Source organism: Mycobacterium intermedium (assembly GCF_002086275.1).
Taxonomy (GTDB): domain Bacteria; phylum Actinomycetota; class Actinomycetes; order Mycobacteriales; family Mycobacteriaceae; genus Mycobacterium; species Mycobacterium intermedium.
Genome location: NZ_MVHT01000061.1, coordinates 1 through 15,289, shown reverse-complemented (window position 1 = coordinate 15,289; position 15,289 = coordinate 1). Strand labels below are relative to the sequence as shown.

Sequence of the window (15,289 nt, the reverse complement as noted above, 5' to 3'; positions counted from 1 at the left end):
CGTGACGGCGGAGCTGTACCCGGGGGACATCAAGTCCGTGCTGCTCACCACCGAGCAGATCCAGGGACGCATCGCCGAGCTCGGCGAGCAGATCGGCAACGACTACCGAACCTTGTCCGGCAGTGGCGAGCCAGACCTGCTGTTGATCACCGTCCTCAAGGGGGCGGTGCTCTTCGTTACCGATCTGGCGCGAGCGATCCCGCTGCCCACCCAGTTCGAGTTCATGGCGGTCAGTTCGTACGGCTCGTCCACCTCGTCGTCTGGTGTGGTGCGGATCTTGAAGGATCTTGACCGCGATATCCACGACCGCGATGTGCTGATCGTGGAAGACGTCGTCGACTCCGGGCTCACGCTGTCCTGGTTGTTGCGCAATCTGAAGAGCCGGCATCCCCGGTCCTTACGGGTGTGCACACTGCTGCGCAAGCCCGAGGCGGTCGGCGCCAACGTCGATATCACGTATGTCGGCTTCGACATCCCCAACGAGTTCGTCGTCGGCTACGGGCTCGACTACGACGAACGCTATCGCGACCTCTCCTACATCGGAACGCTGGACCCCAGGGTCTACCAGTAGTCGGTTAATCCAGCTCCCATACCGCCGTCACCGAGAAGCTCACCGTCTGCTGGCCCGGTTCCAGGGGCAGTGTCGATGCGCGCGGCGCGGGTGCCTGGGGCTGGCTTTCGACGGGCGCTGGACCGGTGGATTCCGAAATCGAGATCACTTTGCCCAAGGTGAGTCCCGACAGCTCGGCGTACTGCTGGGCGCGGTTCTTTGCGTCGTCGTAAGCGCGCGCTCGTGCGTCCTTCACCAACTGCGAGTCGTCGCCGATCTTGTAGCGCACCGCGGTGATCCGGGTGGCGTCGCCGCCGGTTTCGATGATGAGCGCCAGCAGTCGCGAGGCGGCATCGGCTGGGTGGATCTTGACCTGGATCGCGTTGTCCGCTCGGTAACCGGTGATGGTGGGACTTCCACCGGGCTCGGCGATGCTGTATTGGGCCTGCAGGATGACGTCGGTGGTGCGGATGTCCTTGTTGTCGATCCCGGCGCGGGTCAGCGCTTCGATGACCGCTCGCTGGCGGCCGTTGGTTTGATTCATGGCGTTGGTGACGTCGCTCGCCGTGAACGAGATGGTGACGTCGGCAGTCAGCGTGTCGGGAACGCCTTGGACTTGTCCGGATCCGACGACGGTTACCTGGCGCGGATTGGGGTTGGACGCCGACGGACTCGGATTGTGCGAGTCGCAGGCAGACATGGTGGCGGCGGCCAGCGCGATGCCTGCCCATGCGATTGCCGTGCGGACAAATTGCGCGGAACTCCGGAAAATCGGCATGCCTGGCACCCTAGCCGCTCAGCCTGTCAAATTGGCGTCGTCTACCGTAAGGGTTGACGACACTTTCTGTTTACCTTGCGTTCAACAATGCGCGCCTCAAGCGATATTTGCGCCGCGATCGGCTACGATGCCATTGCCCTGCTAGATATGTGAGCCAAGTAACGTCCAGCAAACAGTTGTGGCGTTGGTCAACTTGTCCGTCTTTGGGACTTTCCGACGGCCGACTTCATTGGCGCATTGCATTCGGCAGACAATTCGTGGGCGAATCGCAAGCGTGAACCCAGTCGGCACCCCTGGACGGTGCTGAGCGCATGGCTGCTTTTGAACCAGCTGGCCGGAGCTCGCCGGCCGTCCCGGGCATTTGTACCCGCCCGGTCAGGCTGTTCGGCCCATCCTATGGGATGTGTTCGCGCTCAGAATCATTGGGTCCACCACAGGCTGGTCACGGCGGCCTAGGTGCTGAAAGTCGTGCCGCGAAGCGGCCTGACCTGCATTGTTGGGCTCGCCAAACTCGCCTACAAGGTGCGACCCGAGGGCTCGTGCCGCGACGCATCCAGCTAGGTGGGCGCAGCATTGTAGCCAGTACAGGCGCGAATGCCGGAAGCTCATAGAAGACTCAAATCATATGATCCTCACATATATCTCAAACATGAATTCAAGTGACCTGGCGAATTTCCGCCAGCAAATGAACAATTCCTAACTCGTAGTGAACAAGTGCGCTCCTGGGGCGTTTTTGCCACCCGCCTGCCTTAACGTTGCCTGTATGAGATCAGCGACGAGTGGCCGCCCGTCATTGGATCGTTGGTCGATATCGATGCAATGCGCATTAAGGAAGGACTCGTAAATGTCGACCGTTTTCGCAGAACCAGAGGTGTTAACGGGTGCTGCCGGCGAGTTGATGTCGATCAATGCAGTGATGCGCGCGGGCACCGCAGCCGCCGCCGGCCCGACGACCGCCGTGCTGCCCGCCGCTTCCGACTTGGTCTCCCTGATGGCGGCCACACAGTTCAACCGCCACGCGACTCTCTTTCAAGAGATTGCGGCCCACGCCGTATCGGTGCAGGAGCAGTTGGCGCTCACGCTCGGTGTCAGCGGCGCCTCGTATGGCCTCACTGAGGCGGCCAACGCCGCCTCGGTCGGGTAGGAGGCGGCACCACATGGATTTTGCAGCGTTACCGCCGGAGGTCAACTCCGCGTTGATGTACGCCGGACCCGGTTCGGGGCCGATGCTGGCCGCCGCCGCCGCCTGGGAAGGGCTGGCCGCCGAGTTGCAGTCGGTTGCCTCGTCCTACCTGGCGGTCGTCAACGGCCTTACCGATGGACCATGGCATGGGCCCTCCGCCGCGGCGATGGCGGCCGCGGCACTGCCCCAGATTTCCTGGCTCAACGTGGCGGCCGGGCAGGCCAGCGAGGTCGCCGCCCAGGCCATCGCGGCCTCGAGCGCCTACGAAGCCGCGTTTCTGGCGACGGTGCCGCCACCAGAGATCGAGGCGAACCGGGCATTGCTGGCCACGCTGTTGGCCACGAATTTCCTCGGCCAGAACACTGCGGCCATCGCGGCCACCGAGGCGCAGTACCTGGAGATGTGGGCGCAAGACGCGGCCGCGATGTACAGCTATTCCGCTGCTACCGCGGCTGCCACACAACTGCCGCAGTTGACCCCGCAGTCCACCGGAATCAGCATGGCCGGGTTGGGTTCGCAGGTGAACGCGCAGGTCAGCGCGCTGAACGCGGCGGCCGCCGCGCAAGGCATGGGCGACATCCCGACGACTCTGAGTCAGATGGCTGGGCTGACGAATCTGCCGCCCTGGCTCGCCGACCCCGCGGCGGCGCTCGGCCTGACCGGGCACACCTGGACAGCGGACGGCGCCGGAATTGTCTTGAACGGCATGCTGGGCGACGTCGTCGAGGGCATCACCGGGTCGGCAACCGTAGACGGCAGCACTATTTTCGACGCCTACATCCGATTGGCTTCACCCGCTCGCCTGTCTACGACCATGATGAGAGATCTCGACGGCCTCGCGCACTCGTTCATTCCCAACCTTGGCAAGGCGGCCGAGGGTGCGGCCGCGGCGGCACAGGGCGCCGCGGCTGCAGCCGCTCCGGCTCTGGGTAATTTGGGCAACGTCCTGGGCACGGGGCTGGGCGGGATTACCGGTACCGCGTCCAAAGTCGGGGCGCTTTCGGTTCCGGCATCGTGGGCCAACGCGCTTCCCGGCGCTGCGACTCCGGTCAATGTGGCGCTCAACGGGCTCACGTCCGGCGCGGCGGCCGAATCCGCGGTGGGCGGCTTCGGCGGGGTGCCGCTGATGCCCGGCGCCGGAACCGGCCGCAGCGTGGCCAACTTCGCCGCTCCCCGCTACGGGTTCAAGCCGAACGTCGTCGCCCAACCTTTCGCGGGCGGATAACTCGCCTTACGGCAGATACTGCGGGCAATAGGCGCTGATCGCCGCGTTGATCCCGGCGTTCGCCTGGGCAGGCGTGACTCCCGAATTGCCGTTCACGGTCGCGGCCGCGGCGTCCCCGGGAGTCGCACCGTTTTGCAGGCTCGAGCACACGGCGCGGCCGGTGGCCGTGGCGGTGCCGGGGTCGGTGACGGTGATGCCGGGGATTTGCGACAGCGAATTGATGAAGGCCTGGTCCGGGTTTGGTTGCTGGGCCGGCGGCGCCGGTTGCGTCGGCACCGGTGCCGCTTCGACGGGCGCGGGGACCCGCGATGCCGGCGGGCTCGCCTGCGGGGTGGGCGCCGATTGAGGAGCGGCCGGTGGCGGGTTCGCGGGTGCCTGAGCGGGGGCCGGTGCCGCTGGCGGCAAGGACGGCGGCGCCTGAGCGGCCGGTTGCGCTGATGGCGGGGCTGCCGCCGCCGGGGCCTGGTTGGCCGCGGGGCGGTAGTTGTCAATGGTGAAGTCACTGGCGCCGAGGGCCGTCAGCGCTACGACCGACGCTGCGGCCGCAAGGATCCGCCACCGATTGCTTCGCCGCTGATTGTCGGTAGCGGAGGATGCTGACGCGCCGCCCCTCAGTGACCGCAGCGCCATGGGCCTGGGCATGGTCAATGCGGATGCCATTGGATGTCTACCGGATTGGGCTGCCCGTGCAAACGCCTCGGCGAAATCGGAGCACCGGGCGAACCGGTCGGCCGGATCCTTCGCCAGAGCCCTGGACAGCACCGGGTCGAACACCCGGAGCATCGGGCGGGTCTCGGCCAACGCCGGTGGGCGTGCGGTCAGGTGGCGGCCGATGACGACAGCAGGATTGGTGTGCGCGAACAGCATTGACCCGGTCAGCAGCTGGTAGACGGTGGCAGCAAGGGCGTACTGGTCAGCGCGTCCGTCGATCGGTTCGTCGGTGAGTTGCTCGGGGGCTGAATAGGGAACCGTGCCGATGGCCATGTTCGTGGCCGTCAGGCAACTGGTTTCATCGATGCATCGCGCTATTCCGAAGTCGCCCAGCAGGATTCGCAGGTCGCCTGCTTCCGGTTCGGCGAGCAGGATATTCGCCGGTTTGACGTCGCGGTGCAGCACGTTGTGGTGTTCGTGCGCATAGTCGAGAGCGCCGGCGATCGCGGTGACTATCGCGGCGACCTGATCCGCGGGCATGCCGACCGGGTAGTGCTCATGCAGTAGCGTGGCGGCGTCGGATCCGTCGACGAAGTCCATTGCGATCCAAAGCTGTCCGTTGAATTCGCCGCGGTCGTTGACGCGCACGATGTTCGGATGCCACAGCGCGGCCGCGAGGTCCGCCTCTCGGATGAAGCGCTGACGAAACGCGTCGTCGGCCGATATGTCACTGCTGAGCACCTTGAGTGCTTCACGCCGGGGCAACCGCGGGTGCTCCGCGAGGTAGACCTCGCCCATCCCGCCAGCGCCCAAGGGGCGGATGATCGTGTACCCGGCAAACATGTCGCCCGCGTGGAGACTCATGCTGAGTTCTTCGTGGGCCAACGCCATCACCGCACCGTCTATACCTGCGCTCGGCGCGTCCTCAGCGCCGAGCGTGCGATCCGAGTATGACAGCGATTCACTATCCGTACACCTGCTGTTAACCAAGACATACCGAATACTTAACTTCGTCGATCATGCCACTTCGGCCTCGTTAGTCACATCAGCCACACCGATCACGGGCTGTGGACGGAAGAAGTTGCCGGATCCAGCAGAAATGTCGCCAATGGCCTTAGGGCGTGACCAGAATCTTGCAGTGCCGCTCGGGGTCCGCCAAGTCGTCGAAAGCCGCCCCGACACCGTCGAGGCCCACTTCCCCGGTGATCATCGGGGCGACGTCGATGTGGCCCTCGGCCAGTGCGTGCAACGATTCACCGAACTCTTCCGGGGTGTAGGCGTTGCTGAACTGCACGGTGATCTCTTTGGCGATGGCAAAGAACGGGTGAACGGTGTCGGCCTGCATGCACACGCCGGCGACCACCAACCGGCTGCCGCGCCGGGCGCGACGCATCACGTCATTGATGATGCCCGGCACCCCGACCGCCTCGAACACGACGGCGGGCCTGACCGAGTCGAACGGCGAGCCCTGCGCCGGGTCGAGGGTCTGGTGTGCGCCCATCTGCCTGGCGAGTTCGCGTCGCTTGGTCGAAAAGTCCGATGCCACAATGGTTTCTACGCCTCTGACGCGCAGCGCCGCAATGATGGCGATGCCGATCGGGCCGCAGCCGATCACCAACGCCGCCTCGCCCGAGTCGATTCCGGACTTGTTCACGGCGTGCAAGCCGACCGCCATGGGCTCGGCCAAGGCGGCGTGTTTAGGGTCCAGACCGTTGGGGACGGCCAGCAACAACGGCGCCGACAGCAACATCCGTTCCGCGTACCCACCCAGTGTGGTGTTGCTGAAGACGATCGGTTCGACGCCTTTGGCGGACAACACGACTGGGATCGACGTCACCAGGGTGCCCGGGGGATGGGTTTCGGTGTCGGGGCCGGCCTCGAGTACCTCGGCGCTGAACTCGTGCCCCATGAACACGTCCCGGTTCAGGTCGAGATCCATGCCGCCGCCTTGGGCCAGCTCATTGCTCAGCGCCACCACCTCGGCGCCGTGCGCCGCGAAATGCAGGTCGGAACCACAGATCCCGCATGCGCGCACGCCAACCAGCACCTGGCCCGGCCCGGGAACCGGCTCGGGGACGTCGTCGCGGTAGACCATCCGCCCGTCGCGCAGGACCGAGGCGCGCATCAGCTGTCCGTGCCCTTGTCCGTGCTCTCGTGCTCGGCGACATGCTGGGAAATGGCTTGCACTACGGCCTGGCCGGCGCGGCCGATCAATTCGTCGCGCTTGTTCTTTGCCCACTCGTGCGACGCGCGCGGTGCTGCCAGTTGACCTTTGAAATAGGGAATCACCTTGCGGGCGAACAGTTCGTAGGAGTGATACGTCGCCTCCGGTGATGCCCAGTCATGACCGAGCAGTAGCAGGGTGCCGAAACCCCCGGACCGCTCCAGCAGGTCTTCGATGTGGGCGATCGCGTCGTCGGGCGTGCCGATACAGCAATTGCCTTTGGCCGCATACTCCGCGACGAACTCTCGGGGCGACTGCTCGCCTTCGACTGTGTTCGCCAACGGGACAAAGCCGGCGGCGCCGAAATAGGCGGAGAAATCCAACAAGCCGTAGGTGCAATCCTCGATCGCCTGCTCGCGGGTGTCGGCCAAATGCATGATGCTCAGCACCCGCCAGTCGCGGCGGTTGGGCTCGTCGCGGCCCACCTTGGCGGCCTGCTCGCACACCACGGCCCAGGTGTTCTCCAGCGCCGCATAACCACCGGGAACCGACATCGACAAGGACAGCAGTGAGGTACCCAGCGCGCCGGCCAGCCGCGGCCCGGACGGCGAAATCATGGCGGCCGTCGAGATTTCGGGGTAGGGCCAGGTGTACGGGCGGATGTGCAACTGGGCGTCGCGCAGCGTGAACCAGTCCGAGTGCCGGTCGATGCGTTCTTCGGGAGCGGCGCGGAACAGCGCGAGGATCGCCTCGAGCGACTCCTGCATCATCCGCCGCTGATCGATCGGGTCGATGCCCATCATGTAGGCGTCCGACGGCAATGCGCCGGGGCCCGCCCCGAACATCACCCTGCCGCGGGTCAGGTGGTCCAGCAGCACCCAGCGGTCGGCCACCATCAGCGGATGGTGGTAGGGCAGCGACACCACCCCGGTGCCCAGCCGGATGTGCTTGGTCCGCTCCGCGGCCGCCGCGATGAACACCTCCGGGCAGGCGATCAATTCATATCCGCCGGAATGGTGTTCGCCGAACCAGGCCTCGTCGTATCCCAGCCGGTCCAGGGCGACGACGCGTTCCATGTCGTATTCCAGTGCCACGGTTGGGGATTGGCCCGTCGGATGAAACGGCGTGATGAAGACTCCGAATCGCAGTGGCGCGCTCACCAGTCCACTCCTTTGAGATATTCGAGCAGTGCCGCGTTGATCTCGTCCGGCCGCTCCTGTTGCAGCCAGTGCCCGGCGCCTTCGATCATCACTTCGCGGTAGGGCCCCGTGATCACCCGCGCGGCGCGGTCGCGTGGGGTGAAGGACAGCACCGGGTCGCCCGTGCCTCCGATGAACAAGCACGGCACCGAAATAGTGGCGTCGGCCAAGTCGGAAGTGGTCTCCCAATTGCGATCGAAATTGCGGTACCAGTTCAGGCCGCCGGTGAAGCCGGTGCGGGCGAATTCGCTGATGTAGTGATCGAGTTCGTCTTGGCTGATCCACTCGGGCAGGCCGTCGGGTTCGGGAAGTCGTTCGATGAACCCCTCGGGCCCCGCCGCAACCATCCGCAGTGCCGCGCCTTGGGCATCGGGGTCGTCGGTGAGCTGCAAACTGCCCATCATGCGCCGCATCGTGCGGGCCGGGTCGGCGTTGAGTTCGGCGTCGGCGACGCCGGGCTCCTGGAAATACAGGATGTAGAAGAAGTTGTCGCCGAAGATGTCGCGGAACGCCTGCGTCGGCGGCTTCCTCGAGCGCGTCACCACCGGCACGCTCAGGGACACGACGCCGGCGACCCGGTCCGGGTGCAGCAGCGGCGCGTTCCACACCACCACCGAGCCCCAGTCGTGGCCGATCCAGACCGCCTTGTCCGCGCCCACGTCATCGAGCAGTCCGACGATGTCGCCGGTCAACTGGTGGATGTCGTACGCCTCGATCGGCTCTGGACTCGACGAGCCGCCAAACCCGCGTTGGTCGGGAGCCAGCACGTGGTAACCCGCCTCGGCCAGCACCGGAATCTGGTGGCGCCAGGAATAGGCCAGTTCGGGAAAGCCGTGGCACAAGACCACCACCGGTGCGCCGCGATCTCCGGCCTCGACCACCCGCAGCCGCACGCCGTTGGTGTCGACAAACCGTTCGGTTGATGCGCCCATCGTCACACCAAATCACAACGGCGCCACGCAGAGAAGGGGCAGAGCAGGGTCAGAGAAAGGGCAGCGAAGCTGCAGAGAAGCGCCACCGGGTTGGATATCGGGACCCCCGCGCGCATCATCTAGAAGCATGCGGCTGGACCACGTGGTGCTCTGGACGAACGACCCGCGGGCTTCGATGGACTTCTACACCCGGGTGGTCGGCCTGGCGCCCGTGCGGTTCGAAGAATTCGAGGCCGGAGAGGCGCCGTTCCCGAGCGTGCGGGTGAGCGACGACTCCATCCTCGACCTGATGCCGCGACCGGGCGCTGCCTCGACAGAGTCGATGACCAAGGTCGCGGGCAGCGCCGGTTACCCGGTCAACCACGTTTGCATCGCGATGTCGAAGGCTGAGTACGACGAACTGGATCGGCGGTTGCAGGCGGAGAACATCGACACCAGTGCCCGGCTGAACCACTCCTTCGGGGCGCAGGGTTGGGCGCCGCAGGGTTATTACTTCCCCGATCCGGACGGCAATGTCATCGAGGCTCGTTATTACGAATAACGGGTAACCACCACGGTGGGTGTGTCGCTGGTGTCGGCTGTCACACTGACGGTCGGCATGGCCGCGCAGTGGGAACTGCCGGTCGTTGTCTGGTCGGGACTCGAGGCAACCGGGATGGGCGGTAACCTGGACGTTTCGAGCTGCATGCACGTATATACGGAAGGACCTGGCCGGCACGGCCGATGATTGATGAATCGGAAAAACGTTCTCCGCACCGTAACGATAGTGGCTGTCGTGGTGCTGCTCGGCTGGTCGTTCTTCTACTTCAGCGACGACACCCGGGGTTATAAGCCGGTCGACACCTCGGTGGCGATGCAGCAGATCAGTAGCGACAACGTCAAGAGCGCGCAGATCGACGACCGGGAGCAACAGCTGCGGTTGACCCTGAAGAAGGGCAACAACGAAACCGAGAACTCAGACAAGGTCATCACGAAGTTCCCCGCCGGTTACGGCGTCGACCTCTTCAACGCGCTGAATGCCAAGAACGCCAAGGTCAACACCGTCGTCAATGAGGGCAGCATCCTGGGCGAGCTACTCGTCTACGTGCTGCCGCTGTTGCTGCTGGTCGGCCTGTTCGTGATGTTCTCCCGCATGCAGGGCGGCGCCCGCATGGGCTTCGGCTTCGGCAAATCGCGGGCCAAACAGATGTCCAAGGACATGCCGAAGACCACCTTCGCCGACGTCGCCGGCGTCGATGAAGCGGTCGAAGAGCTCTACGAGATAAAGGACTTCCTGCAGAACCCCAGCAGGTACCAGGCGCTGGGCGCCAAGATCCCCAAAGGCGTGCTGCTGTACGGCCCGCCCGGTACCGGCAAGACGCTGCTGGCGCGTGCCGTGGCGGGTGAAGCCGGTGTGCCGTTCTTCACCATCTCCGGCTCCGACTTCGTCGAGATGTTCGTCGGGGTCGGCGCGTCCCGTGTCCGGGACCTTTTCGAACAGGCGAAACAAAACAGCCCGTGCATCATCTTCGTCGACGAGATCGACGCGGTGGGCCGGCAGCGTGGCGCCGGTCTGGGTGGCGGGCACGACGAACGCGAGCAAACGCTGAATCAGCTGCTGGTCGAGATGGACGGCTTCGGCGATCGCGCCGGCGTGATCCTCATCGCGGCCACCAACCGGCCCGACATCCTGGACCCCGCGCTGTTGCGGCCAGGCCGCTTCGACCGCCAGATCCCGGTGTCCAACCCCGACCTGGCGGGGCGCCGGGCCGTCCTGCGGGTGCACTCGAAGGGCAAGCCGATCGCCGAGGACGCAGACCTGGACGGCCTGGCCAAGCGCACTGTCGGCATGACCGGCGCCGACCTGGCCAATGTCATCAACGAGGCGGCCCTGCTGACCGCCCGCGAGAACGGCACCGTCATCACCAGCGCGGCCCTGGAAGAGGCCGTCGACCGCGTGATCGGCGGCCCGCGTCGCAAGGGCCGGATCATCAGCGAGCAGGAGAAGAAGATCACCGCCTACCACGAAGGCGGTCACACCCTGGCGGCTTGGGCGATGCCGGACATCGACCCGGTGTACAAGGTCACGATCCTGGCCCGCGGACGTACCGGCGGACACGCCGTCGCCGTTCCCGAGGAAGACAAGGGTCTGCGGACCCGCTCGGAGATGATCGCCCAACTGGTGTTCGCGATGGGCGGACGAGCCGCCGAGGAGTTGGTGTTCCGCGAGCCGACGACCGGCGCGGTGTCCGACATCGAGCAGGCCACCAAAGTGGCACGGGCGATGGTCACCGAATACGGCATGAGCGCGCGGTTGGGCGCAGTCAAATACGGCACCGAACACGGCGACCCGTTCCTGGGCCGCACCATGGGCACCCAGCCGGACTACTCGCATGAGGTCGCCGGTGCCATCGACGAGGAAGTGCGCAAGCTGATCGAGGCGGCGCACACCGAAGCGTGGGAGATCCTCACCGAGTACCGCGATGTGCTGGACACGCTGGCCGGTGAGTTGCTGGAGAAGGAAACCCTGCACCGACCCGAGCTGGAGGGCATCTTCGCGGGCGTCGAGAAGCGGCCCCGGCTGACGATGTTCGACGACTTCGGCGGGCGCATTCCGTCGGACAAGCCGCCCATCAAGACGCCCGGTGAGCTCGCCATGGAGCGGGGCGAACCCTGGCCGCCGGAGCCGGTCCCCGAGCCGCCGTTCAAGGTGGCCATCGCGCGGGCAGAAGCCGCCAAGGCCGCCGAGGGCGAGTCGGGCGGCAACGGGGCCAACGGTTCTCCGGCCGCCGGCGCTAAGCCGACACAGCCCGACTACGGCGCCCCAGCAGGTTGGCACGCGCCGGGATGGCCCCCACCGCCAGGTCGGCAAACCCCTTACCAGCCCTATCCGCCGTCCGATCAATCCAAGCCGGACACCGACGAGTCATCCGAGCGGTCGGGTAAAGACGTAAGTCGGTCCAATCCGCCGGCCCACGGCTGACCAAACGGAGGATGCGATGACGCAGCTGGACTCTCGGTACACCAGCGAGGGGATGCCAGTGTTCGACCAAGTACGCGCCGAGGCCGCCGTCCGCGACCTGCTGGCCGCCATCGGGGAGGACCCGGACCGGGAAGGCTTGCGGGAGACTCCGGCCCGCGTCGCGCGCGCGTACCGGGAGATGTTCGCCGGCCTGTACACCGACCCTTCCGCGGTGCTGACCACCATGTTCGACGAGCAACACGACGAGCTGGTGATCGTCAAAGAGATCCCGATGTACTCCACGTGCGAACACCATCTGGTGTCGTTCCATGGCGTGGCCCATGTTGGGTACATCCCCGGCAGCGACGGCAGGGTGACCGGATTGTCGAAGATAGCCCGGTTGGTCGACCTCTATGCCAAACGGCCGCAGGTGCAGGAGCGGCTCACCAGTCAGATCGCCGACGCCCTGATGGACCGGCTCGACCCGCGCGGCGTCATCGTCGTGGTCGAGGCGGAGCACCTGTGCATGGCGATGCGTGGCGTCCGAAAGCCCGGTGCCACCACGACGACGTCGGCGGTGCGCGGTCAATTCAAGCGGGATGCAGCTTCCCGAGCCGAAGCGCTCGATCTCATCCTGCGTAAGTGAGACCCGGTGAACCCGCCCAAACCATGGCCCATGCAGGTTATGGGGGTTCTCAACGTCACTGAGGATTCGTTCTCCGACGGAGGACTATTTCTCGATACGGACGGCGCCGTAGCCCATGGGTTGGCAATGGCCGCCGAAGGAGCCGACATCGTCGACGTCGGGGGGGAGTCCACGCGACCCGGCGCCACCAGGGTGGCGCCCAAACTCGAGGCATTGCGAGTCGTACCCGTAGTGAAAGAACTTGCGGCACAGGGAATTACGATCAGCATCGACACCATGCACGCGGACGTCGCGCGAGCGGCGCTGGAGAACGGCGCGCAAATCGTCAACGACGTGTCCGGCGGGCGGGCCGATCCGGCCATGGCGCCATTGGTCGCCGAGGCGGGCGTCCCGTGGATCTTGATGCACTGGCGTCCGATCTCCGCCGAGCGACCGCATCAGGTTCCGGCGTACCGCGACATCGTGGCCGACGTGCGCGCCGACCTGCTCGCCAGCGTTGCCGACGCGGAGGCCGCCGGCGTCGATCCGGCAAAGCTCATCATCGATCCGGGGCTTGGTTTCGCCAAGACAGGCCAACACAATTGGGCGCTGTTGCACGCCCTGCCGGAGTTGGTCGGCACGGGCGTCCCGGTCCTGCTGGGCGCCTCCCGCAAGCGGTTCCTCGGCGCGTTGCTCGCCGGCCCCGACGGTGCGGTCCGGCCACCCGATGGGCGAGAGACCGCCACGGCGGTCATCACCGCACTGGCAGCCCTGCACGGCGCCTGGGGGGTGCGGGTGCACGACGTGCGGGCCTCGGTCGACGCCCTGAAAGTCGTCGGCGCGTGGCAGGAAGGACGCGATGGCTGACCGGATCGAACTGCGCGGCTTGACTGTTCGGGGCCGGCACGGAGTCTTCGAGCACGAACGGGTCGAGGGGCAGGACTTCGTCATCGACATCACCCTGTGGATGGACCTCGCCGAAGCGGCGGCGAGCGACGAACTGTCCGACACCTACGACTACGGCGCCCTGGCGCAACTCGCCAGCGACATCGTCGTCGGCCCGCCCCGAAAGCTGATCGAAACGGTCGGCGGCGAGATTGCCGATCGCGTTATGACGGATCAGCGCGTGCACGCCGTCGAGGTTGTGGTGCACAAGCCGCAGGCGCCGATCCCGCAGCAGTTCGCCGATGTGGCCGTGGTGGTGCGGCGGTCGCGGCGCGGCGGTCGCGGTTCGGTGATACCCGCCGGCGGTCCGGAAGGCCGACAAGTATGACCCGCGTGGTGCTGTCGATCGGATCGAACCTGGGTGACCGACTGGCTCGGTTGCAGTCGGTCGTCGACGCACTCGGCGAGGCGGTGGTCGCCGTCTCACCCGTTTATGAAACGGAGCCGTGGGGTGGCGTGGAGCAGGGGCCGTTTCTCAACGCGGTGCTGATCGCCGACGACCCCGACTGCGACGAACAAGGCTGGCTGCGGCGGGCGCAAGCGCTGGAACGGGCGGCCGATCGGGTGCGCGAACAGCGCTGGGGGCCGCGCACCCTCGATGTCGACCTGATCACCTGCCACCAGGGTGGGCCGGACGGCCGTGTCGAAGTCACCTCGGATGACGAGGTCCTGACCCTGCCGCACCCCCGCGCCCACCAGCGGGCCTTTGTGCTGGTCCCGTGGCTGGACATCGACCCCGAGGCCCATCTCACCGTCACGGGCCAAGGCGGGCCAGACAAGCCGACCAAAAGGCCGATCGAAATGCTGCTGGCCGAGCTGGACCCGGCCGAGCGCGACGGCGTTCGGCCGACCGGTCTGGCTCTCAAACCGGCCCTCAACCCCAGGCCGGCGCACTGATGGGGCCGACCCGAAAACGTGAGCTGACGGTCGCGGTGATCGGCGCCGCGGTGGTCGGCTATCTCCTGATCGGGGTGCTGTATCGGTGGTTTCCGCCGATCACGGTGTGGAGCGGGGTGTCGCTACTGGTGGTTGCCGTCGCCGAGGCGCTCTGGGGGCGGTTCGTGCGTGCCAAGATCAACGACGGCGAGATCGGCGACGCGCCCGGTTGGTTGCATCCGCTCATCGTGGCGCGCAGTGTGATGGTCGCCAAGGCGTCGGCCTGGGTCGGCGCACTGGTGCTGGGGTGGTGGATCGGGGTGCTGGTGTATTTCCTGCCGCGGCATTCCTGGCAGCGGGCGGTTGCCGAAGACACCGGAGGCGCAGTGGTGGCGGCAGTGAGCGCGCTGGCCCTGGTGGTCGCCGCGCTGTGGTTGCAGCATTGCTGCAAGTCGCCGCAGGATCCGGGCGAGAACGGCGAGGGTGCGGAAACTTAGCTTCTATCGGCGCCCCGCCGGACCCCGCGCGGGCATCCTGATCGGCCCGCACGAACTCTTCGTCGGAATCGCCGGACTGGCGCGACACGCTCAGTGACCTCGCCCGGTACAGTCAGGGGCCATGACCGTTCTGTCCCGCGGCGCCCGTGTCCGGCGCGGCGGCCGCAGGCCGGGTTGGGTGCTCTTGACGACGTTGCTGGTACTGGCTATCGGGGCCAGTTCCGCGCTGGTTTTCACCAATCGGGTGGAACTTCTCAAGCTCGCTGTCATCCTGGCGCTATGGGCCGCCGTCGCCGGCGCCTTCGTATCGGTGGTCTACCGCCGACAGGCGGACGCCGATCAGGCGCGGGCGCGGGACATGAAGCTGGTCTACGACCTTCAGCTGGAACGTGAAATCTCCGCCCGGCGCGAGTACGAGCTGACCGTCGAGTCGCAGCTGCGGCGTGAGCTGGCTTCCGAACTGCGCGGGGCGGCCGCGGACGAAGTGGCGGCGCTGCGGGCCGAGCTGGCGGCGCTGCGCACCAGCCTGGAGATTTTGTTCGACGCCGATCTGCAGCAACACCCGGCCCTGGAAAACGTGACCCAGAACGGCGCCCAACGCGGCGAGACGCTGGCCGCCGATTGGGTGTCCAGTGATCGCATCCGGGCCGTGCGCCCGGTGGACAGCGGTGGCCCCGCGGACGAGGCCGCCATCATCGACGTGCCCGAGGTGCGGGTACCGCC

General features: G+C 66.3%; 17 protein-coding genes. 12 read left to right on the top strand and 5 right to left on the bottom strand.

Annotation, left to right across the window (positions count from 1 at the left end; translation table 11 throughout):
- Position 1 precedes the first annotated feature (1 nt).
- Positions 2 to 571, top strand: a complete 570-nt coding sequence (gene hpt / locus BST27_RS19980) for a hypoxanthine phosphoribosyltransferase (RefSeq protein ID WP_069419416.1) — start codon at positions 2 to 4, stop codon at positions 569 to 571.
- A gap of 4 nt (positions 572 to 575) precedes the next feature.
- On the opposite strand, the gene BST27_RS19975 is transcribed toward hpt, so the two are convergent.
- Positions 576 to 1,328, bottom strand: coding sequence for an SIMPL domain-containing protein (locus BST27_RS19975; protein ID WP_069419417.1), 753 nt, complete (start codon positions 1,326 to 1,328; stop codon positions 576 to 578).
- An 844-nt stretch (positions 1,329 to 2,172) separates the two neighbouring features.
- Between BST27_RS19975 and BST27_RS19970 the strand changes: the two genes are divergently transcribed.
- Entirely contained in the window at positions 2,173 to 2,472 is a 300-nt protein-coding gene (locus tag BST27_RS19970) for a PE family protein (RefSeq protein WP_069419418.1), read from the top strand.
- A 13-nt stretch (positions 2,473 to 2,485) separates the two neighbouring features.
- Positions 2,486 to 3,736: a PPE family protein gene (locus BST27_RS19965; RefSeq protein WP_069419419.1), complete on the top strand. Its 1,251-nt coding sequence runs from the start codon at positions 2,486 to 2,488 to the stop codon at positions 3,734 to 3,736.
- Positions 3,737 to 3,742: 6 nt separating this feature from the next.
- Here the strand turns inward: BST27_RS19965 and BST27_RS19960 are convergent, their stop codons facing one another.
- The 4 genes from BST27_RS19960 to BST27_RS19945 all read right to left on the bottom strand — a co-directional run bounded on the left by BST27_RS19960 (position 3,743) and on the right by BST27_RS19945 (position 8,682).
- Positions 3,743 to 5,251, bottom strand: coding sequence for a serine/threonine-protein kinase (locus BST27_RS19960; protein ID WP_139805261.1), 1,509 nt, complete (start codon positions 5,249 to 5,251; stop codon positions 3,743 to 3,745).
- A 250-nt stretch (positions 5,252 to 5,501) separates the two neighbouring features.
- On the bottom strand, positions 5,502 to 6,512 hold the full coding sequence (locus tag BST27_RS19955; RefSeq protein WP_069419420.1) for a zinc-binding dehydrogenase: 1,011 nt from the start codon (positions 6,510 to 6,512) through the stop codon (positions 5,502 to 5,504).
- Positions 6,512 to 7,711 (bottom strand): LLM class flavin-dependent oxidoreductase, encoded by a 1,200-nt coding sequence (locus tag BST27_RS19950; RefSeq protein ID WP_069419421.1) that lies wholly within the window; start codon positions 7,709 to 7,711, stop codon positions 6,512 to 6,514. Before BST27_RS19950 ends, BST27_RS19955 begins: the two co-directional genes overlap by 1 nt.
- Positions 7,708 to 8,682, bottom strand: coding sequence for an alpha/beta fold hydrolase (locus tag BST27_RS19945; RefSeq protein ID WP_069419422.1), 975 nt, complete (start codon positions 8,680 to 8,682; stop codon positions 7,708 to 7,710). The genes BST27_RS19950 and BST27_RS19945 overlap by 4 nt, the downstream gene beginning before the upstream one ends.
- A gap of 127 nt (positions 8,683 to 8,809) precedes the next feature.
- Here BST27_RS19945 and BST27_RS19940 point away from each other — a divergent pair, with 127 nt between their 5' ends.
- The 9 genes from BST27_RS19940 to BST27_RS19905 all read left to right on the top strand — a co-directional run.
- Entirely contained in the window at positions 8,810 to 9,223 is a 414-nt protein-coding gene (locus BST27_RS19940) for a VOC family protein (RefSeq protein ID WP_069419423.1), read from the top strand.
- Positions 9,224 to 9,253: 30 nt separating this feature from the next.
- Positions 9,254 to 9,409 (top strand): hypothetical protein, encoded by a 156-nt coding sequence (locus BST27_RS32500; RefSeq protein WP_156789266.1) that lies wholly within the window; start codon positions 9,254 to 9,256, stop codon positions 9,407 to 9,409.
- Between the two features lie 3 nt (positions 9,410 to 9,412).
- Positions 9,413 to 11,644: an ATP-dependent zinc metalloprotease FtsH gene (gene ftsH / locus BST27_RS19935; RefSeq protein ID WP_069419424.1), complete on the top strand. Its 2,232-nt coding sequence runs from the start codon at positions 9,413 to 9,415 to the stop codon at positions 11,642 to 11,644.
- 16 nt (positions 11,645 to 11,660) lie between these two features.
- A complete protein-coding gene (gene folE / locus BST27_RS19930; RefSeq protein WP_069419425.1) occupies positions 11,661 to 12,269 on the top strand; it encodes a GTP cyclohydrolase I FolE in 609 nt (202 codons plus the stop codon).
- Positions 12,270 to 12,299: 30 nt separating this feature from the next.
- On the top strand, positions 12,300 to 13,115 hold the full coding sequence (gene folP / locus BST27_RS19925) for a dihydropteroate synthase (protein ID WP_197518111.1): 816 nt from the start codon (positions 12,300 to 12,302) through the stop codon (positions 13,113 to 13,115).
- Positions 13,108 to 13,521 (top strand): dihydroneopterin aldolase, encoded by a 414-nt coding sequence (folB, locus tag BST27_RS19920; protein ID WP_069419427.1) that lies wholly within the window; start codon positions 13,108 to 13,110, stop codon positions 13,519 to 13,521. The genes folP and folB overlap by 8 nt, the downstream gene beginning before the upstream one ends.
- Entirely contained in the window at positions 13,518 to 14,090 is a 573-nt protein-coding gene (folK, locus tag BST27_RS19915) for a 2-amino-4-hydroxy-6-hydroxymethyldihydropteridine diphosphokinase (RefSeq protein ID WP_069419428.1), read from the top strand. The genes folB and folK overlap by 4 nt, the downstream gene beginning before the upstream one ends.
- The gene (locus BST27_RS19910; protein WP_069419429.1) at positions 14,090 to 14,566 is read left to right on the top strand and encodes a DUF3180 domain-containing protein; all 477 of its coding nucleotides are present in this window, start codon (positions 14,090 to 14,092) and stop codon (positions 14,564 to 14,566) included. The genes folK and BST27_RS19910 overlap by 1 nt, the downstream gene beginning before the upstream one ends.
- A 121-nt stretch (positions 14,567 to 14,687) precedes the next feature.
- Positions 14,688 to 15,289 (top strand): DUF6779 domain-containing protein (locus BST27_RS19905; protein ID WP_346243001.1); only part of this gene is annotated, 602 nt, incomplete at its 3' end.